Source organism: Reichenbachiella ulvae, assembly GCF_025833875.1.
GTDB lineage: Bacteria > Bacteroidota > Bacteroidia > Cytophagales > Cyclobacteriaceae > Reichenbachiella > Reichenbachiella ulvae.
This window is the reverse complement of record NZ_JAOYOD010000001.1, coordinates 2911387-2930643: the sequence shown is the minus strand read 5'-3', so window position 1 is coordinate 2930643 and position 19257 is coordinate 2911387. Positions and strand designations below refer to the sequence as shown.

Genomic DNA, 19257 nt, shown 5'->3' with positions numbered 1-19257 from the left:
TTAGACACTAGTCGTTGGTGTGTATGGACGGGAGTTTGTTTTTGACTCTTCTAAAATCCGGTGAGAAATATAAGTGACAGCGTATGGCCCACTTTTGCTTGTAATAGGCACCATTGGACAGGTCCTGGCCCAGTGAATACATGAGCCCTGTGGCCGCTGTGATTCTGGGACTGATGATATAACCGAGGGTGGTAGTGATCCGAAGATCCTCCATCGGGCTATCGATCACGGGTTTTCCACTCTGCATGATCAGTTCCGTCTCTGGTGCTATGTAAAAGGTCTTTGGGACGAGCTTGTGTTGATTGAGCGGAATCTTAAGTCGCAGCATATAGCGGTAGCGATTGCGATAGAGGTATTCACTGTCCTCGTTGAATCCTTTGGCCCATCGATGTTCGATACGCAAGCGGTGGTATACCATCACTCTGGATAGGGGCATGGCAAACTGGTACTGGTGCCAGATACGCCATTCAGGCACTGCATATTTATCATACTGGTTGTCGCTGGTATTGAAGTTGACACGCAGTACGCCTCCTACAGCCATGTTGAAACTTTTGGAGAATAGATAACCAATCGCATGGCGGTTGTAAATCTGTGCGATCTGACCTGCAAATGGTGTGTTTTCATCCTCCTGAAAACGGAAGTGGGTCTGTGCTACCCAAAACAACCTTTTAGTCAATCGGATGTTGCCATAGGTATTGACCCAGAGTAGGGATACAGGTTCTTTGATGACTGATTCTTCAGGTCGGGGCTTGTCCTGTGCCTGGACTGGAGACGAATAGCAGACTAACAGTAGTGCAGCTCCGATAAGAATATTCCTGACATTCTTTTTCATCCCTTCGATTTTTGATAAGCTGGTTGAATACCGAACAGTGCCATGATTCGAATTGGCTCCTGTTCTTTTCTTAGTTTCTTTTCGATTTTGTAGGTGTCCTCTTCCTTCATTTGGATCACTCGCTTGTATATCGAATTCAGGTCCGAAAGTACTGCATTCACTTCCTCACAGGACATATCTGCCTGAGTCGCTTTCAGGTAATAGGGAATCAAAACATGATTGTAGGCTGAGGTGATTCTTTTCTTGCCCTCTTCGTCCATCAGTGTGGCGGTAAATGGATTCCAAACAGCATCGGTATAGGTTTCCTTGATTTGTGCCGATCGATCAGGTAGTTCAGCTAGGGTAGTCGAAAGTGCCTTCAAATTGGTGAGACAAAGTATCAGCTGATCTGCACGGGTGCTTTTTTCAGCAACAGTCTCCAGGGCTGAATAGGCCTGTATGTCCTGATCGATTTTTTCATTTAGACTTTTGAGTGCCTTGCTTTCTGCAGAAGGAGTGACTGTAATGAGAGAATCCAGGATTTCCTTGAGTGCGGTAACTTGCAATACCATGTGCTCTTCTTTTGCCTCCAGTTCTTTTTCACGTTCGCGCTGGGTGAGTTTGTGATCCAAAACTCGGTTGATAGAATCAAGGTTAGACCAGGTGAACTGGGCTATTTGTTCAACCTTGGCTACACCGACTAGTGCAGTGTCTAACTCTTCAAAGCTTTTCATTCTGTATGATTCTGATATCTCTCCCTTGCTGCCATCATAGGCAATGGCTAGTTCTGCATCAGGTGTTTGAGGCCATAGTTTGTTTCTGTTTACATATTCCAGCACATTTTGTTGATGGTAGGTCGATATTTGAGCGAGAGGTTGGACATACTGTTGGTCGATGGCTGCTACTACTGCCAGATAGTACTTTACCTCATCGTCGGCCAATTTTAGAATCTTCAGCTGAGTGCTTTCCAATAAGGTCCTGGCCACTCCGCTGCAGTTTGCTGATACTTTCGAGAGAGTGGAGAGCGATTTCTTCTCCTCTTCGGATAGAGGAAAATGTGATACTTTGACTTTGAATTCCGGCATGAATTCCGAATCCCCCAGCTCAGATAGGATGTCGTCTATCTTTTGGTAGTGCGCGGCATTTTCGGCCAGTAGATCGTCCATATTGGTGATGATCTGTTTGTTGGCGCTTGTGTCCTTCAGTTGATTCTGGAGGTAAAGGATGTCGATATACTGTTTGTCAAGGTTGATGATGGTAGGCTGAGTCAGTTCCGAATAGCCCTGAATGGTATAGGAGCTGTCCTTCTCTTGTACTTCGATGTTTTTCAGTTTTCCTTCGTCAAAGTGCCAATCCTCCATGGACCCAAGCGCATCGGTACTGTATAGTTCCCAGATGTCATGCGCCAGTCCATCTCTGAGAAAGCGCCCCACTAGGGTCAGGGATTCGTTTTCGATGCTAAAGCTCTGTTGAGGTATACCCTTGTCGAAACCTATGATGCTTTCAAAGAGGAGTTTTTCGACTTGGCTGTCCTTGAGTTGCTCCATCTTAACGGTCCACTGGCCATCGGGCTTTCCTTCCTTCATAGTTCCCGATATGGTGTGGATGATTCCAGAGACATTGACTTGATACTGACGATTCGCAAGGGTGGCGGTATTACCTGCTTTAAATTTCCCAAATTCAAACTTCCACTCCCCTATAGGTAGATTTTGATTAAAAAAGCCCACAAAGGAGAAATAAGAATCTCCATGGCCTAGTAGTTCTTGAGGTTGTGCTTTTTGGAGTGAAAAGTCCCCATGAAGGATCGTGTCACCTTCGTCTAGTAAATAGTCGAATTCAGCGAGACCAGAATAGCTGTCGACAGTGAAAGACCCACTGTAATGCTGGGTGGTCTGTCCCTTGGCCAATAGCGGTTGAAGGGCAATCAGTAGCAAAGCAACTGATCTAACCCGGTGGATTGTTTTGAGCAGAAACATTAACGCAAATAACGAAAAATATCACAGTAAGAAAATAGTTGCAGGAATTGTAATGGATTGCGCAAGAGATATTTGGCATGTACTGTGAAAAACACATGGCGGGAAATGCCAAATGAAAGTATTTGGTTTAAATATTGTTATTTTATATATTTAAGAAAATTAAATATTATGAATTCGAAAGAGTACATCAAGGGGACTATCAAAACTATCGTGCTGAAGCTGCTCGCCGAGCAGGAAAGCATGTATGGTTATGAGATAAGCCAGAGGGTGAAAGAGCTGACATCTGGTGAGATTGAATTGACCTACGGTGCGTTGTATCCTATCCTATACAAGCTAGAAAAGGATGGTATGCTGGTGACCCAGTCGGAGATCGTGGAGGGGCGTGTTCGTAAGTATTACTCTCTGACCCAATCGGGTAATGAAACGGCCAAAGTGAAGATTGCTGAACTTAACCGCTTTGTAGAATTATTACAAAATATCATGGCTCCAATGCCAGGATCAAATCTCAGCACATGGGGAGCTTAAGTCAAGAGCAAATCAATCGAGTGATCGAAGATCTGGATCAGGAGGGCATCACTTTCGAACCGTTGCGTTCGGAGCTGATCGATCATATGATCAGCGACATAGAGTCTAAAGTATCCGAAGGTATGTCATTCGAAGAGGCCTGGCAGGTAGTCAAGGCTCAAATACCGGAAAATCATTTCAAACAACTACAAAAAGAGACCATGGAAGTACTAAGTGGAAAATTCAAATGGGTGAGCCTGTTCGCCTGGATAGCAGCGGGATTGTTAGCCTTGGGTGGAGTCTTTAAGATGATGCACTGGCCGGGGGCGGGCACTATGCTGTTAGGCTTTTTGGTCATGTCTGCAGTGACTCTTTTGGCTGGATCGGGAGTAAGCGTTCGAGTATATAAAGAATCTAAAGGTCGGGCGGCCATCTGGGCCATTTCTTTGCTGGCTTCTGTCTACACGCTGGGGCTTTGTTTCAAGGTGCTGCATCTACCCGGTGCTAATCAACTCATCTTTTTCTCGAGTTTGGGTGTCACTGTTTTATTTGCAGGGTTGTCTATTTACTTTTTCCTATCTGGAGGTACACTGAGAAATCATCTACTGATTCGCCTGATCGAGGATAACCAGAAAAGGATGAGACAGATCGCCCTTTTTCTGATCGGGTTTGGAGTGATGATGAACTATGGACCGCTATTTCAAGAGGTACCTAACTATACTGGGACTATTTTCTTTCTCTTCTCGATCATTTTGGTTGGTATGTATACCTATGCTTTTTCGTGGAAGTATTTCATTGACCAGCCTAAAGACAATAGCAGTCGACTATGGTTGCTCCTTAGCTCTGTGACTGCTTTCGTCATGTTCATGATGCCGATGTTGGTCATTTATTTCTTTGGTGGGGGCGAAGAAGGATTGGGGTATGTGATTCGCCAGTTCGCAGCTTTTGGCGCTTTGATCCTTTTCGATGTGATTGTTTGCGTTCATTATGCTAAATATTCCGATTCTGAATACAAAAAGTGGCTCGCACCGTTGAGTACCTTTTTGGTGTTTTACCCATTCATGAGATTAGGAATCAAACTGGAATGGTTTGAAGGAATGCTGGGAGGCTTGATGACCAACCCTGTCTTTGTCCTTAGCTTTATGGTTTTTCTGGTAATATTACTCATCAGATTCCGAAAGGAACCTTTGTTTTCTTCATTGATCATTCTGACCATGACCTCTCATATGTTGCCCAATATTGGGTAGGAGTGAAAAATGCAAAATATGACTTCTTAATTGTCGATGAATTGCCTCACTTCATTCATATAAATTTTTGATGATATAAGTTTGTTTAAGAGTAGTTGTCTGATCTGAAAAACCACCTCTGAATCGATTGAAAGCCCAATGACGGGTAAATGACGGGTGAAGATTTTGATCTAAATTTCAGCATTCGAACGTATGGGTATAGCATTGCCAACGAAACAAACACACAAATGATGAAACAACCGGAACTCGGGAAAAAGATCAGTTCCCTCAGAAAGGAGCAGGGCTTGACGCAAGAAGAATTGGTGGAGAGATGCAACATAAGTGTACGTACGATCCAGCGGATCGAAAATGGTGAAGTAACCCCACGGCCGTATACTGTTAAACTCTTGTTGGAAACCTTGGGTCATGATTTTAATACCATTCGGCAGGAAGCTCAAGGCTTGCAGCACTACGTCGATCAATTTCTACAATTCTTTTACCTCTCAGAGGAGGAGGTTGATCCTAAGCAAGCCAAGGCGGATCTAAGAACTTCCTTTACCTTGGGACTTTTTAGCTTCATTCTGGGCTTTGTAGAAGCTGGCTTTGACTTCAATTTTTGGTTCGATGAGTTTTCCTCATTTACTAGAGGCATATACATCATGGTGAAGATCAGTGCGCTGGTGGCAGCCGTCTTCTTTTACCGTGGGTTTGTGATCATTGGCGCTCTGCAAAGAAATGCTTTATTAAAGATCATATCGCTGTTGCTCATAGCGAGTTTCACTGCCACGATCGCCTATGACATCATAGCGGTAGGATTCGATAGCATCAATTTTGATTTTGTACTGGGTATGGAAGCTTTGACTTTTGGGGTGTTGGAGTTGGCCTTTGGGATAGCACTTTTTAGGCAAGGAGCGCAATATGGCACTACAGCCAAACTATCTGGAGTAGGGGAGATCGTATGTGGGTTGTGCTTTCTCACTTTTGTGCTGGCACCTGTAGGGTTGGTGCTGCTCATCCCCACCATGATTTTGGAACTACTCCTGCTCTATAAGGCGATGGACAGGAGCTAGAAGCCATGGTATGTAGGAATACTCCCACCTTCCATAGCATCTAAAAAGTAGAGCGCTTTTGATTTTTCGACGAATCGCAGGGCGGGCTGGGATGTTAGCTGTCGATACAATAGTTTGGTAGCACCAAGCAGGTCAGCAGCCCGCTTCTCTGCAAATATTGGAGAAAGACTTAATAAGAAATAATGGGAACTGTTCTCATTATCCATTAAAATAGTAAGTGTTAAGCGCACCCTGCGCATTGATCAAAAGTTTTGCTTCTTAAAAATCAATAGCTAACCAATGATAAAGTTCTTTAGAAAAATTAGACAAAATCTCATCACTGAAAACAACTTTAGCAAATATCTCTTTTATGCCATTGGCGAAATTATTCTTGTGGTAATTGGGATTTTAATTGCAGTACAAATAAACGACTTTAAAAATACAAGTGTTGAAAATGAATTAGAGCAAAATTACCTTACGAATCTTATTATAGAACTAAGACAAGATTCTGTTGGCTTCACTAAGAATTATAGAGAAATAAAAACACAGGCACGAACCAAGAGTCTTTTTTTAGATATAATCAGAGGACGCAATAAAAGTGATTCTATTATAGTGTTTTTTGAATACCAATGGAAGCCAATTCAACCTTATATCCCGGTCAAAGCAACATTTACCGAAATGAGTTCAAGCTCACACTTGAGAATAATTAAAAATGATATGCTGCGAGAGAAAATAATCAAATTGTATAGTTCATATGAGGCGTTCGAGAAAGAAGAAACCCTATTACTTCAGACTTCAACTCAAAATATAATAAATAGAATATCTCAAAGAATACCAGATATGTCTAATTACAATACAGATGATATTATGTCATTAAAATCTGATAATTATCTGTTGAATTGTATTCAATTGAATGGTGCATATACGAGAAGAGATAATTATAAAGAAATGATCGATAGATGTACTGACTTGATTAAAAGTATTGAACAATATAGATTACAGAAATTTCGATAAATAAAATGTGGACCAATGGATTCTCACTAACACCACCATACTGGTACTGCAGTGGTTCAGTGAATAAGGGTAAATCAGGGATAGTGAAATAATAAATGGACTCATCCCCATTATTTAGGAATCGAAACCCAAAATTGGGTGCCTAGTCCTTCTTCGCTTTTGACCCAAATTTCTCCCTTGTGTTTTTCAACGAACTCTTTGCAAATAAGCAACCCAAGTCCAGTGCCCTTTTCGTTATTAGTCCCCTTAGTCGTGGATTTCTGGTGAATGTTGAACAAAGCATCTTGCTGTTTCTGATTCATGCCCACACCAGTGTCCTGTACGGACAATAAAATTCGACCTTTTTCTTCTATTGCCATGATGGACACCTTTCCGCCAATAGGGGTGAATTTGATAGCATTGGACAGCAAGTTTCTTAGGATGGTTTTGATCATGTTTTTGTCAGCGAATAATGAAAGCTCCTCCACGTTTTCGGCATCCAATACGACCTGCTTTTCTAGCGCATTGCCTTCCATTTCTAGTAGAGCCTCATCCGCTAGTGACTTCAATGACAGTGGCTCTGGGCGGAAAGGGATATTGTCCGATTGAGATCTAGCCCACTCCAACAAATTTTCCACCAGCTTCAATACGATCTCCGAATCTTTCGACAGCATTTCCATCAATTCCTCTTGTTTTTCCTCCTTGAATTGTCCCTGTTTGATCAGGCGAGTCAAGCCAACTAAGGCAGACAAAGGGCTCCTAAGGTCATGAGATATAATTCTAAAGAACTTATTCTTGGTCTCGTTGGTCTGGGCAAGTACTTTATTGATTTCTTCTACCTGTTGATTTTTTACAGCTAGCAATCGATGGGCTTTCTTTTTTGAGAAGTAACTGGTAATGGCAACAAATAGTAATAATACCAATAGGGCAAGAGCTACCAAAGTAAGTTTAAGCACGTTTTTTTCATGTTTCAATTCTGCTGCGAGAATCTTTTCTTTCACTTCCTGCTCTAACAATAGGGTTTGCCTTTCTTTATCGAACTTAAATTGTTCCTCGAGACTAGTGACCTTTCTTATGTTATCCTTGTTCAGCAGGCTATCACTGACTTGCTTAAAAGTCTGATGATACTGATAGGCCAACTCGTAGCGAGACAAGGCAGCATAGATCTGTGACATAATCTCAGCCCCTTCCTTGATGTAATCTTTTTTACCTAGCTTTTCTGCAAGATCAAAGCCCTTTTTGCCAAATTGTAAAGCTTCGGAATAGGAACCTAATTGATATTGCGTTTTGGCTATCCCCAGGAGGCTTCCAACTATGTCACTTTGATAGCCGAGAGCTTCTGAACCTTTCAAAGACTTTTCAAAGTAGTCAAGCGCCTGCCGATACTCTTCTTGAGAATAATAATTGTCTGCAATATTGAGGAAGCACCGCACCACCCCAATTTTATCATCTAATTCAGTTTTGATCTCCAGAGACTTTTCGTAGTAATTGAGCGCCTGGTCATATTCTCCAAGATGGTTATAGATGATGGCCATGTTGTTGTAGCACTTAGACGCCCCGGATTTGTCCTCTAATGCCAAATCAATCTCCAGAGATTTGTTGTAATACTTTAAGGACTGATCATAATTTTTCTGATAATAATATACAATCCCAATGTTGTTGTAAGCAATGGAAATACCTGTTTTGCTATTGATTCTCTGGGCCAAATCAAGCGATCGTTGATAATATTCAAGTGCTTTGGGATGATTGCCTTGAAAGCAACTTATTGTCCCCAGGTTGTTGTAACTATTCAATATCCCATCCTGATAACCTGCCTCAGTAGCAAGTTGCAAGGACCTGTCGTAGAAGGATAAAGCTTCTGTATAATCTCCCTTGTATTCAGATATAATGCCCAATTGGTTGAATGCTCGAGATTGATAGGTAATGTCTCCTAATTCCTCTGCCAGTGCCTGCGATGCCTGGCTGTACTGGAGGGCAAGAGTCAGATCAGAATTGATGGTATGGCACCTCGCCAACATCAATTGACTCATCATATGTCCCCTTTGAAATCCGATGGTTTTGGACAGGCTATCTGCTTCGAGCGCATACTGGATGGCTCGCTTCGTATCATTGAGTATCAATAACTCAGAGAGACTATTCAAATAACTGAAACGAAGGGTATCCACATCAGGATAACTGGAAAGCAGTTGTTCCAAACTGTCTACTTTGACTTGTTGGGCAAGAGTCGGACTACAAATCAAATGGAGATGAAAGATGAACAAAATCTTTAGTACTCCACCCCTCAAAAGTCTGAATGTAGCCATGTACTTAATGTGTTTTTGTTTCAATCTGTGTAAGCACAAACATTGTTATCCAAATTAAGGATTTTCTCTTTTTTCAGGTGCCGGTTTCCTAATATAATGCATTCAGCCCATAGATAGTCTAAAAAGCCATTTTTTGACTAAAAGGATGATTCAAAAAACTTACATCTTTCAAGAAACAGGAGACGAATAAATAACCCAACTGAACAGCATCTTCCAAAAGGTGATAGAAGAGGAGCAGTGTGAATATGCCTTTAAAGCTGACCTGATTCGCAAATAGATTCACTTGATTCACCAACTTCTACTCGCAATGTGGATATGTGAGTTGAGGGGTTGTGTCATTTGATTTTTCGATGAATCGCAGGGCGGGTTGGGATGTTTGCTGTCGATACATTAGTTTGGTAGCACCAAGTAGGTCAGCAGCCTGCTTCCCGCAGCAAGTATTTGAGAAAGAGAAGCATTTTTTTAAACGTTTATAAACGACAACAAACGGGTATATAGTGCACTGGATCACCCCTATATATAAGTTGGGACAAAGTAAAATAGAGTTAGTTCTAGGTAGTTGTGAATGATTTTTTATAAATTTAGGTACACTAAATATTATCGTTATGCCAGAAGAAGAAGACAAGCCGATAAACATTCCCACAAATGAGTCCATTATGAAAGGTGAAAGATCAGATGCACCAAAACCACAATCTGGAGGCGATAAGAGTCAGGGGGATAAGAAGTAAAAATATCATTGCCCAATTAACGTTTTTATGTCGTTTATTATTTGAAGCGCTGACAAAGGTTATTCTAGTTTGATATTGTTGGCACTCACTATACAGTAAGTTTTTCAATTGATTTTCCGGCTTTGATTTAAGCAATGATTCTACTCCCATAATTTTTGATGGGCTAGACCCTATAACATGCGTTTCATAAGACCACAGCGGTCGTATGAGAAGAATTAATGAAAACAGACTTAGTAATATTGACATTTTAGCAGCAAGGGTAAGTATTTCCTCGCTTTCATTACTAAAAATGTATCCGAAGCAAATTATTAGAATAGTTATAGCTATTCCTAATATTTTATGTGCCTTGTCAGTAATTTGTTCACTCACTCTATCAAGCTCTATCAACAATTTTTCAGCTTGATCAAATGAGAATTTTAAAAATTCAATGTCTAGGTTTTTATAATTTTCTTCAACGAATTTCTCAAACCTCCATTCTTGCCTATTGGATTTTCTTTTCTTCCAGAACATTAATAAATCGTTTATTCTCATGTTACTACCTATTAACAAGTTAAACGATCTATTCTAATTTTTACAATCGCTAAGAATTAAGCAGATCAAAACTGCCTACCTGAAAGGAATAGAGTTAACTATTAATCCCTAGCTCTTTTGTCAAAGAGCGATTTGTAAGCTGTCAATATTCATAGTCGTATCTTCCTCTATGATGCTCCTGACATACGGCTATCACCGACTTACTTTTTATTAGTATTCTTAGTAGAAGCCTTTAAAACATCATCAAAGCTTCCTTTGATTTCTATCTTCTCTTCTAGTTCTTTTTTTGTCGGTTTCTTTTCTTTCTTTTTGTCTGACATATTTCAAATATAATCAATTAAGCTTTGGCTTATTTTGCAATAAGCCTTTTGTAACTCAAATAACTCTCGCTCTGATGCAAGAAGGTTTTAATCTTTTCCTCAGATTTCAAATCTCTTGCATTAAACCTAGATGAAAATTCATCTAAATATCTTTCTAGGTGCTTCTCGCTCACTTGATGATAAACACCGTACAAGCCCCTTTTTAGAACGCTCCAGAAGCTTTCTATTGTATTGGTATGTATGTCACCCTCTGCATATACTTGAAGGCTGTGAGTAACTGTTTCGTGAGTATAGATGTTTCCTAATCCAGTGTATCCTTTGTGATCATCAGTATAAAGAGTTGAGTCTTTTGATACATTAGACTTGATGAAGTTTTGAAGGTTTGTTTTAGTTGCTCTTGGAACATGCTTTAGAACTACTCTACCACTTCTTTCTATTATTCCTAGTACTACTTTTTTATCCTTAAACACCTCACCATTATTAAGCAATGCAGGGTTTTCTTCTGATCTTCTTTTGCTGTAATGCTTGTTTCCTTCTTTACCTCCTATATAAGTTTCGTCTGCTTCTACTGTATTGTTTTCTCCTAGCATTTGAGGTGCTTTATCTTTCAACATTTCACGGATTCTATGAAGCACAAACCACGCAGTCTTTTGGGTAATTCCTAAGTCAATAGATAGTTGAACTGAACTAATACCCTTCTTATGAGAAGTAGCTAAATAGATAGCTGCAAACCAGATTCTAAAAGGGATTTTAGAGTTCTCGAATATTGTTCCTGTTTTAACTGTGAACTTCTTGTAGCACTCACTATTTCTACACTTATAGCCTCTAGTAGTTACATATGCCTTATCAGTATTGCAGTGAGGACATGTAGGATTTCCAGCCCAACGAATATTAGCATAATACTCTTTACCAGTTTCTTCTTCTTTGAAGTAATCTAAAAGCTGTGGAAGTGATTTAAAGTTCATGGCTCTATCTGTTAACTATAATGCTATTATAGTCGGTTATTTTATCATTCACAAACAATAATGATAATTTATTCGGATTATTTATCATATATTTGAGTCATGACAACATATCAAGAGCGAAAAAAGAACGAAACCAAGTTTGTGCTTTTAGAAAATGATACTGTGCTGGGTGTGTTTGGTAGCCTTACTAGAATGTGTAAATTCATGGAAGGTAAAGACTTTCCTAGCTATTCCTTTCTGTCCAAAAAGAAAGCAGATAGAATAGATGCTAAAGGGTATTCTATACAGAAAGTGAGGAGTTATTAATAGTCCAAACATACAAATATGAATAATGAAGTAGAACGGGATGAAATTCTCAAAAACATGGCTGATTTATGCTCAAAGTACAGGGGCATAATTATACATGAAACAATTTTTATTGAAACTGGAATTGACTTATTGATTAGTGGATACTTTACTAATAATGACAAAATCAGATCAGAGGATTTACATATATTAATTGCTCATAAAAGCTCTGGAATTAGCTTTTCCTCTAAGTTTCAAATACTTTCATATTTATTAAACACTCACTTTATAGACTTTAAAAAGAAACATCCTAAATTTTTAAAGTCTCTTGACGACTTAATGAATATTAGAAATAAGGTTGCACATAGACGAATGCTTGTGCCAGAGAAAATAATTGACTTTGATAATGATACAATACATCTTTATTGGTCAAGCACAAAGAAGGGTAGATTTGTAATGGAAACCGAAATACTAAATTCAAAAGTCATTAGTGATTTCATTGATAGTAAAAATAAAATTTATCACCAATTAAATGAATTAATAGATTTAGCAGAAAATAGGTGAGTGATTAGTGTTTTGCTTTTCAACTCTACCATCTTACGCCCTAACTACTAATCACCCCAGATCTGAACCTATCTCAAACTTTTCGTCAAAAGTCTAATTATCTTTAGAAACCAATAAAACAAAGAACTTATGGAATTAAGAGAGCTTATTTACAAATATTATCAAGCCAATAGCCTGAAAGAAAAGGCAGAATTAAAAAGTAAAATAATGAAGGCTAAGGAAGGCCTTAATTTACCCCTAGCCTTCGAAGTTACTGTAATGGCTCATTATGATGCTTATGAGATGGGAGGAGTAATAACTTCAATTGATACAATGCTTAGTTTCCTGCCTGAACAAGGATAGATAGTTTTGCATATTCCGATTCAACCTTAGAATCATCAAAGGTCACCTTATACCCCTTTGTTTTTAGAAGGCTTTTTATTTCATCTGCAATTTCATAGTTATTGTAAAGGGTTATTATTGATATAGCTTTCTCTTGTCCCATGTTAATCTCTTCTTTATTTTTAAAGGGTGATACAGATCGTTTGAGTTAATCTTTAACCAAATACCATGTCTGACAAACGTAGGCAGGACTGTGCTATTAAGTGGGTGTCGTTAGCCCTAATAGCTGCTAAAATCCTTTTGGAGTATTTTAAATACTTTCAATAAAAAATAACTACCAGATCGTATCTTATCACAAGCCCTTGGTTAAAACCTACTAATCCTAGGGCTTATTTTATCCCTTTAAATTTATTGTCCCAATTTGTAAGTAAGTTCCCACTGGATGTAATGTAGATATAGTGCATTGCTTATATTCGGATGTTGTGCACAACTATCACATGAGTAGAATTCTTTTAATCATTTCAACCATTTGTCTGCTTATAGGGTGCGAGACCTCTTCAAGTTCCCATAAAGGAATCGATATTCCTCATTCAACAAAGTATAAAACCACAGTCATAGAAACTGAAAGATTTAGGATACATTCGTACACGAACGATACCATTTATCAGAATTGTGGCTATGAACTGGTAATGGAACCACATGACTCTTCTGCTAACTACACTTTCGAACCGTCAAATGGGAGATTACTTCGCCATAGTTCTGATCCTTATAGGTTTGTAGTTCAACCTAGTGCAGAATCATTTGAACTAACAATAATTGAAAATGGTAAGGATTCCACGATACTTAAATTTGTCTCACCTAAGTTGCCAAGCCCCAAATTAGCAGTCGAAAAATTCTCAGATTCAGTCTCTCTTACATTGACTTTTTCAGATGAACGTTTAAAACAACTCTTGCCAAAAGACATCAGGTATGCATTCAGGTTGGAAGATGAACTCAGCAAAGAAATGACCGTAAGTATGGATGCTTTTGATACCATGACAGTCAAACCAGTTAGGTTGAATTATCGAAACGAAATCTACGATATAGAAGTAGAGTAAAAAGTGCATAACATAATATGTGCAGTCATGGCTGGTGAGTGAGTTATCGTGGCTTTGGCTGTTGTAGCTGGGCCGTCAATCCGCTGGATTGACTCTGTGGTAAACTGAAAGTTTATATCTTTAAATCAGCCACGATTCTTACAGTGGCGTTAGAGGATCATAATTCCAATCAAAAGAGAATCCTGAAAATACTTACCCACTCGTCCTCGTTTAGCGGAGCGCAACGAGGATGACCGAGCCTAGCGTTTGCAACGCGGAGGGATTGTCTACTAACCCCCACTAAGAGTAGTTTTCAACTGCACTTGCTTATCTTCAGTGAATTTGATTTCCGTACTAATCCCCCTGGCCCCCTTTTAGAAAGGGAGCATCATCAATAACTGTCATTAAATCGCAACTGAGAGTATAGCGCATATTTGGGTAAGAGGAATAACGCATCATTCTTACTCCCCAAAGCACAGCCGGTCACCACGCATAATTCCCCATTTTCTCTCCCAAATAATGGGGCGACTGTAGAACCCTTCCATTTTCGAAAAAGTACCTTGATCATTTGGTGTTAGGGCTTTGAATTTTTTGAATGAGGAGACTCATTTTTTAGTTGACGAGGGTGATTTTTTGACGAGGGGTACTCATTTTCTGACCGAGGAGGGTCATTTTCTGATGGAGAGCACACGTTTTTTACTCAATGGTGGTCATTTTCTGGCTGAGGATAGGCATTTTCCAATTGGCGATGGTCATTTTCTAGCCTACGGCATACATTTTTTGTCTGAGGATGTCCATTTTTTAGCTGTGGATGGTCATTTTCCACTTGAAGACAGGCATTTTCTGAGTTGTAGATTCTATTCCACCAGGCCTCATGAGGTCTATTCAGTAAACTGTGTCAATATTAAGGAAAGTGCCCTAGTTCAAAACAAGCGAAGGAATATCCGTATCCCTGGCCATTTGCTTGCTTACACTTTTGTCGAATAGCTGTTCGAAGAAATTGCGATCCCTTGGAATGAGCACTAGCATGTCGGGTTTGTGTTTGGAGATGTAGTCTATGATCCCATCGTACACGCTTTCGTTGATCATGGATACATGTTTGTGTTCTATCTCCTCCATATAGCGGTGCATGGCGGTGTCTTTCATGGATACAGATTTTTCTTTTTCTTCCTCACTTTCGTAGACATGTACTACCTCCAGGGCCGCATCGTGTTGGTCGATCAGGTCTTTGACCAGCTTCAGTGAAGTATAGGGGATGTGGAGAGGCTCCAGATCTGTGGCAAAAGCGATGGTTTTGGGGCTTTTGCTTTTTGCCTCACGGGGTACGATCAGCACGGGTGTCTCGGCGTTTTGTGCCACTTGCAGTGTGTTAGAGCCAAAAGTCATGCGTTCGAAAAAGGATTTTTCTCGAGTAGCCATGACCACCAGATCGTGGCTTGAGTCGTTTTTTTCGAGTCGGTGGACGACCTCATAGACCCCACCTCTTTTCAGTTCAGGCTCTACGTCGATCGTGTACTCATCCTTCAGGTTCCATTGCATTTCTTCCAATTCCTTCTTCAACTTGTCTTTCAAAGCTGGGTTTTCCAGCACGGGAATACTTTTTTCTCCACTATAGCTAACCATAGGCTTGTGGGCGTGAACTAATTTGTACTTCACCTGGTCTTCTTTGGAGAGTAGTTGGATGGCATAATCTATCGCGTTCTTTGACGAGTCTGTAAAATCTGTTGTGAGTAATGTTTTCATGATGGTTTTATTTTAGGAGTTAATAGGTGATAGAGTGAAAAGACAATGCCATCAGCCATAGGAGGTGATAGCGCCAGATTGGCGAGTTGCGGTTGCGTATCTGCTTGCACATGGTGTGAATTTAGTTGCACATAGTAAAGTCAACGGAATGCATAGCATATGGAGGGGCAATAGGTTTATTCAACGAATTATGTGAGGGGCAATGCTAATCGAAGAGGACAATGATACTGGGATAGACCAAAGAGCAAGATAGCTTCCTGCAATTGAACTGTTGACTTTCGATTTACCTTTCTATCTTCACGGTAGATTCAAACAAACCATGCCTGCAAGTCAATTATTTCTTATTATCATCAGTGGACTGGGAGTGATCCATGGTTTGTTTCTGGCCATATTTTTATGGGCATATCCTAAGGGCAACCGTTTGGCCAACCGACTTCTGGCTACTCTTTTGATTGTTTTGTCGTTTCGAGTGGGCAAATCTGTCTTTCTGGAATTTCTGGAAAATCTGGATGCCAAATTCATCTTTATCGGTTTAGGGACCATGATGGCCATTGGCCCGTTGTTTTATCTCTATGCCAGGGCCAGTATAGATCGTTCATTTGTATGGACGCGAAAATTATGGCTGCATTTTGTACCCTGCATTTTTGCCATTCTTTTTGGTTTCTGGATACATGAGGAAGACATGGAGGCCTTGCCTATCATGTTTTTTGTGTTTCTTTTTTTTAGCTACTACGGTCATTTCTTATTCTACCTGATCTGGACCCGATTGTACGTGTCCAAACAGCGCAAGATTGGGTTGTCAGACAAGACTTATCAACTAATGTTGTGGCTCTTTTATGGTCTGTTGATTGTTTGGTTGGCATACTTTACCAATTTGTTTGATGACTTGATTCCCTATATCGTAGGGCCGATTCTCTATTCCCTCGTGGCATATGTGGTGAGTTTTGTGGTCATATCCAGGGGATATCTGGATGAGGCCAATCAGGACAAATACAAAACTACCCGAATATCGGACGAACAAATGGAAATCTTATTTTCTAGAGTACAGAGGGCTGTCGTAGACGAAAAGCAATACAAGAATCCAGCACTCACGCTCAAGTCCTTGAGTGCGTCGTTGCATGTGAGTACGCAGGTGCTATCGATGGTTATCAATCAGATGAGTCAGAAGAATTTCAATGCCTATGTCAACCATTATCGAGTGGAGGAGGCCATAGGGTTGTTTAAGGAGCCAGAAAACAATCACCTGACGATCTCGGCTATCGCCTATGCAGTGGGTTTTAACAGTCTTTCGAGTTTCAATTCGGCTTTCAAAAAACAAACCAAGCTCACCCCTCTGGCATACAGGAATCAGCTGACTGAATGATCTATTGCTCTGACGAAATGATCATTTGAAAAGCAATTGAGTGTTTTCGATCGTTGATTTGCTTCAAAAAAAATGAAAAGCATGTCACGATTTAAAATAATCTTGAAAAGATCTCTTGTCACCATCCTTGGATTGGTTCTGATAGTTTTCCTATTTGGATATTGGTTCTTCAGTTTGATTCCAGCACCTGACAAAGAAAATAATATAAGACTGTCGCAGGTTCAATCAATTCCTTACTTGAATGAAAACCCTGTGGAATATCGAGGTAGGATTTTGGCAGTGGTGACCAGCGCAGGTACGATGGGGTCAAGTGGGAAACCTACTGGCTATGAACTCACCGAGTTATCCCGTGCCTATTATGTGTTTCAGGCCAATGGTTGGGAGGTGGATGTGGCAAGTCCAAAAGGAGGAGAGCCACCCGTGATCATCGACGATGAGGATATGGGTATCTACGACTATGCCTTTCTTAATGATGCAGCGGCCCAATATAAGATACGACACACGCTAGCGATGTCCGATGTGGAACCCTCTCGATATGATGCCATTTATTTTGCCGGAGGCAAAGGGGCCATGTATGACTTTCCGGACAATCCTCATATTCAATCTGTGGTCAAAGCATTTGATCAGTCAGGCAAAGTGATGGGTGCTGTGTGCCATGGACCCGCGGCACTGGTTAATGTCAGGTTGGAGGGTGGTCGGTCCATGTTGGCGGACAGGAAGGTCTGCGGTTTCACCAATGAAGAGGAGTTGTTTCTCATCCCGGATGCCCAGACCATTTTTCCCTTTCTGCTGGAAGATAAGTTGGCGGATTGTGGGGCCCACTTTCAGGAGGGGCAGATGTATCTGGAAAATGTAGTGCAGGATCAAAACCTGATCACAGGCCAAAACCCCTGGTCCACCTGGACAATGGCCGAAACAATGGTCAAAGCCTTGGGCTACCCACCTAAATCTCGAATCAAAACGCCAGAAGAAAACACCATACAGGTATTGGGGATCTTTCATACACAGGGTTATGAATCGGCTAAAAGCCGGATTTCTACAATGATGCATGAGGGTAGAGCATTGGATCGAACTTTACTCGCCATGCATAGTATCGTAGCGGCTATGCAATGGGACCTGGTCAAAACAATCAAGCTGATAGCCTTATTAAAACATGCAAAAGACGAATTTGAGCAATAATAGCTCGACAATTGTAAGAGAAAGGGATAAGAGAAATAATGGGAACTGTTCTCATAATGCATTATAATAGTTGCTGTAATGAGTGCTTTATGCGTGTTATTATGATTTTATCGGGATACAAAAACATTCAAAAATGTTCAGGAAAATAACCCTTGGTTTTACTTTCTCACTTCTCTTTTTTCAATTGTACTCTCAAAATGAGTTTAACTCTTTGAACGAGCAATTAAGTATTTATGAAGCAAACAAAGATTTCAACGGAGTTATTCTAATAGCTAGTGAGGATCAAATCATTTTTAGTAGAAGTGTAGGTTATGCAGATATAAAAAACGATATCAAATTGGATCTTAGTACCCCCATGCACCTTGCATCAAATACGAAAGCATTTACGAATATGGGGATTATGATTCTTGCTGAAAGAGGCTTGCTGGACTATGATGATAGGGTTGTGAATTATTTGCCAGGCTTTCCTTATCCCAATGTAACTATCAGACACCTCATGACAATGACAAGTGGGCTAAAGAGACTATATAACAAAGACCTGGACAAGGATGGATTTATCACCAATAATGAGATTTTAGAATATTTATCGAAGAAAAAACCAAAGCTCTCTTTCTCGCCGGGCGATCAGTTTCAGTCTAGTGTGGTAGGGTTTTGCATCCTTGCTGAAGTAATCTCAGAAGTGGCGAAGAAGGATTATATCGAGTTTATGAAGGAGGAAATATTTCAACCCTTGCAAATGTCTGACGCATTTATAGTCAGTAAAGAAAACCTGGATAAGTTCAGGGCCATCAGCTACAATGACAAGTTTGAGGAGGAGGAGTGGTTTTTAGGTTCTTATATTGGTGGAGTAGGCATCTACGCATCTGCAAATGATATGTTAAAATGGGGTCAGTCTTTTTATTCTACTAAACTCATATCCAATGAAACCTTGAACAAAGCTTACGAAAAACATCACTATAACAATGGCGAGGAAAGTCATATAAGCTTAGGCGGTTGGATGTACTGGAAGGGGTACGACAATCTTATTTTTAAAAATGGGGAATGGGTGGCAAACCAATCACTACTCTGGCGTGATCTTGATAGAAAAACGACGATTATCATTTTAAACAATCGAAAAAGTAAAATATCTAAGTTTGAAATGATGGATCTGATTTTACCAATACTTGGATATGACTTAGGAAAATCCTGATGGTATCTATTGACTTTCATGGGGGTTATTCTCTACTTCAGATCGTAGATTAGCAAGTAACTTTATCTTTAGATCCGTAGGGGATAATCACCTCTAATAGGCCATTCACTAAGTCTGTATAACAAGAGGTA

The 19257-nt window shown here is 40.1% G+C and carries 17 protein-coding genes; 11 read left to right on the top strand and 6 right to left on the bottom strand.

The window, feature by feature from the left end; translation table 11 throughout:
* Window positions 1-7: 7 nt before the first annotated feature.
* Entirely contained in the window at window positions 8-832 is an 825-nt protein-coding gene (locus N7U62_RS11700; RefSeq protein WP_264138156.1) for a DUF2490 domain-containing protein, read from the bottom strand.
* Window positions 829-2745, bottom strand: coding sequence for a hypothetical protein (locus N7U62_RS11695; RefSeq protein ID WP_264138155.1), 1917 nt, complete (start codon window positions 2743-2745; stop codon window positions 829-831). Before N7U62_RS11695 ends, N7U62_RS11700 begins: the two co-directional genes overlap by 4 nt.
* A 210-nt stretch (window positions 2746-2955) precedes the next feature.
* Between N7U62_RS11695 and N7U62_RS11690 the strand changes: the two genes are divergently transcribed.
* The 4 genes from N7U62_RS11690 to N7U62_RS11675 all read left to right on the top strand — a co-directional run bounded on the left by N7U62_RS11690 (window position 2956) and on the right by N7U62_RS11675 (window position 6580).
* Entirely contained in the window at window positions 2956-3312 is a 357-nt protein-coding gene (locus N7U62_RS11690) for a PadR family transcriptional regulator (RefSeq protein ID WP_264138154.1), read from the top strand.
* Window positions 3300-4538 carry a hypothetical protein gene (locus N7U62_RS11685; protein ID WP_264138153.1) on the top strand — a complete coding sequence of 413 codons (1239 nt, stop codon included), beginning with the start codon at window positions 3300-3302 and terminating at the stop codon, window positions 4536-4538. Before N7U62_RS11690 ends, N7U62_RS11685 begins: the two co-directional genes overlap by 13 nt.
* 227 nt (window positions 4539-4765) lie before the next feature.
* The gene (locus N7U62_RS11680) at window positions 4766-5587 is read left to right on the top strand and encodes a helix-turn-helix domain-containing protein (protein ID WP_264138152.1); all 822 of its coding nucleotides are present in this window, start codon (window positions 4766-4768) and stop codon (window positions 5585-5587) included.
* A 279-nt stretch (window positions 5588-5866) separates the two neighbouring features.
* The gene (locus N7U62_RS11675; protein WP_264138151.1) at window positions 5867-6580 is read left to right on the top strand and encodes a DUF6090 family protein; all 714 of its coding nucleotides are present in this window, start codon (window positions 5867-5869) and stop codon (window positions 6578-6580) included.
* A gap of 110 nt (window positions 6581-6690) precedes the next feature.
* Here N7U62_RS11675 and N7U62_RS11670 read toward each other — a convergent pair whose 3' ends face one another.
* The 3 genes from N7U62_RS11670 to N7U62_RS11660 form a co-directional block, all read right to left on the bottom strand.
* Window positions 6691-8862 (bottom strand): tetratricopeptide repeat-containing sensor histidine kinase, encoded by a 2172-nt coding sequence (locus N7U62_RS11670; RefSeq protein ID WP_264138150.1) that lies wholly within the window; start codon window positions 8860-8862, stop codon window positions 6691-6693.
* Window positions 8863-9533: 671 nt separating this feature from the next.
* Window positions 9534-10121, bottom strand: coding sequence for a hypothetical protein (locus tag N7U62_RS11665; protein ID WP_264138149.1), 588 nt, complete (start codon window positions 10119-10121; stop codon window positions 9534-9536).
* Window positions 10122-10470: 349 nt separating this feature from the next.
* Window positions 10471-11406: an IS1595 family transposase gene (locus tag N7U62_RS11660; RefSeq protein ID WP_264138148.1), complete on the bottom strand. Its 936-nt coding sequence runs from the start codon at window positions 11404-11406 to the stop codon at window positions 10471-10473.
* 99 nt (window positions 11407-11505) lie between these two features.
* On the opposite strand from N7U62_RS11660, the gene N7U62_RS11655 reads away from it, so the two are divergent.
* From N7U62_RS11655 to N7U62_RS11640, 4 genes are all read left to right on the top strand, one after another.
* Window positions 11506-11712, top strand: a complete 207-nt coding sequence (locus N7U62_RS11655; RefSeq protein WP_264138147.1) for a hypothetical protein — start codon at window positions 11506-11508, stop codon at window positions 11710-11712.
* An 18-nt stretch (window positions 11713-11730) separates the two neighbouring features.
* Window positions 11731-12255, top strand: coding sequence for a hypothetical protein (locus tag N7U62_RS11650; protein ID WP_264138146.1), 525 nt, complete (start codon window positions 11731-11733; stop codon window positions 12253-12255).
* Between the two features lie 129 nt (window positions 12256-12384).
* Window positions 12385-12597: a hypothetical protein gene (locus N7U62_RS11645; RefSeq protein ID WP_264138145.1), complete on the top strand. Its 213-nt coding sequence runs from the start codon at window positions 12385-12387 to the stop codon at window positions 12595-12597.
* Between the two features lie 668 nt (window positions 12598-13265).
* Window positions 13266-13673: a hypothetical protein gene (locus N7U62_RS11640; protein WP_264138144.1), complete on the top strand. Its 408-nt coding sequence runs from the start codon at window positions 13266-13268 to the stop codon at window positions 13671-13673.
* A gap of 897 nt (window positions 13674-14570) precedes the next feature.
* On the opposite strand, the gene N7U62_RS11635 is transcribed toward N7U62_RS11640, so the two are convergent.
* Entirely contained in the window at window positions 14571-15395 is an 825-nt protein-coding gene (locus tag N7U62_RS11635; RefSeq protein WP_264138143.1) for a universal stress protein, read from the bottom strand.
* Between the two features lie 319 nt (window positions 15396-15714).
* Between N7U62_RS11635 and N7U62_RS11630 the strand changes: the two genes are divergently transcribed.
* The 3 genes from N7U62_RS11630 to N7U62_RS11620 all read left to right on the top strand — a co-directional run bounded on the left by N7U62_RS11630 (window position 15715) and on the right by N7U62_RS11620 (window position 19126).
* Window positions 15715-16758: a helix-turn-helix domain-containing protein gene (locus tag N7U62_RS11630; protein ID WP_264138142.1), complete on the top strand. Its 1044-nt coding sequence runs from the start codon at window positions 15715-15717 to the stop codon at window positions 16756-16758.
* Between the two features lie 81 nt (window positions 16759-16839).
* Window positions 16840-17937, top strand: coding sequence for a type 1 glutamine amidotransferase domain-containing protein (locus N7U62_RS11625; RefSeq protein ID WP_264138141.1), 1098 nt, complete (start codon window positions 16840-16842; stop codon window positions 17935-17937).
* A 133-nt stretch (window positions 17938-18070) separates the two neighbouring features.
* The gene (locus N7U62_RS11620; protein ID WP_264138140.1) at window positions 18071-19126 is read left to right on the top strand and encodes a serine hydrolase domain-containing protein; all 1056 of its coding nucleotides are present in this window, start codon (window positions 18071-18073) and stop codon (window positions 19124-19126) included.
* The last annotated feature ends 131 nt before the right edge of the window (window positions 19127-19257 follow it).

Bases quoted from the DNA above. Each gene is read 5' to 3' on its own strand.
- N7U62_RS11700 (WP_264138156.1), bottom strand. From the start codon at position 832: ATGAAAAAGAATGTCAGGAATATTCTTATCGGAGCTGCACTACTGTTA.
- N7U62_RS11640 (WP_264138144.1), top strand. From the start codon at position 13,266: ATGGAACCACATGACTCTTCTGCTAACTACACTTTCGAACCGTCAAAT.
- N7U62_RS11685 (WP_264138153.1), top strand. From the start codon at position 3,300: ATGGGGAGCTTAAGTCAAGAGCAAATCAATCGAGTGATCGAAGATCTG.
- N7U62_RS11680 (WP_264138152.1), top strand. From the start codon at position 4,766: ATGATGAAACAACCGGAACTCGGGAAAAAGATCAGTTCCCTCAGAAAG.
- N7U62_RS11660 (WP_264138148.1), bottom strand. From the start codon at position 11,406: ATGAACTTTAAATCACTTCCACAGCTTTTAGATTACTTCAAAGAAGAA.
- N7U62_RS11650 (WP_264138146.1), top strand. From the start codon at position 11,731: ATGAATAATGAAGTAGAACGGGATGAAATTCTCAAAAACATGGCTGAT.
- N7U62_RS11665 (WP_264138149.1), bottom strand. From the start codon at position 10,121: ATGAGAATAAACGATTTATTAATGTTCTGGAAGAAAAGAAAATCCAAT.
- N7U62_RS11670 (WP_264138150.1), bottom strand. From the start codon at position 8,862: ATGGCTACATTCAGACTTTTGAGGGGTGGAGTACTAAAGATTTTGTTC.
- N7U62_RS11690 (WP_264138154.1), top strand. From the start codon at position 2,956: ATGAATTCGAAAGAGTACATCAAGGGGACTATCAAAACTATCGTGCTG.
- N7U62_RS11675 (WP_264138151.1), top strand. From the start codon at position 5,867: ATGATAAAGTTCTTTAGAAAAATTAGACAAAATCTCATCACTGAAAAC.
- N7U62_RS11655 (WP_264138147.1), top strand. From the start codon at position 11,506: ATGACAACATATCAAGAGCGAAAAAAGAACGAAACCAAGTTTGTGCTT.
- N7U62_RS11620 (WP_264138140.1), top strand. From the start codon at position 18,071: ATGTTCAGGAAAATAACCCTTGGTTTTACTTTCTCACTTCTCTTTTTT.
- N7U62_RS11645 (WP_264138145.1), top strand. From the start codon at position 12,385: ATGGAATTAAGAGAGCTTATTTACAAATATTATCAAGCCAATAGCCTG.
- N7U62_RS11635 (WP_264138143.1), bottom strand. From the start codon at position 15,395: ATGAAAACATTACTCACAACAGATTTTACAGACTCGTCAAAGAACGCG.
- N7U62_RS11625 (WP_264138141.1), top strand. From the start codon at position 16,840: ATGTCACGATTTAAAATAATCTTGAAAAGATCTCTTGTCACCATCCTT.
- N7U62_RS11630 (WP_264138142.1), top strand. From the start codon at position 15,715: ATGCCTGCAAGTCAATTATTTCTTATTATCATCAGTGGACTGGGAGTG.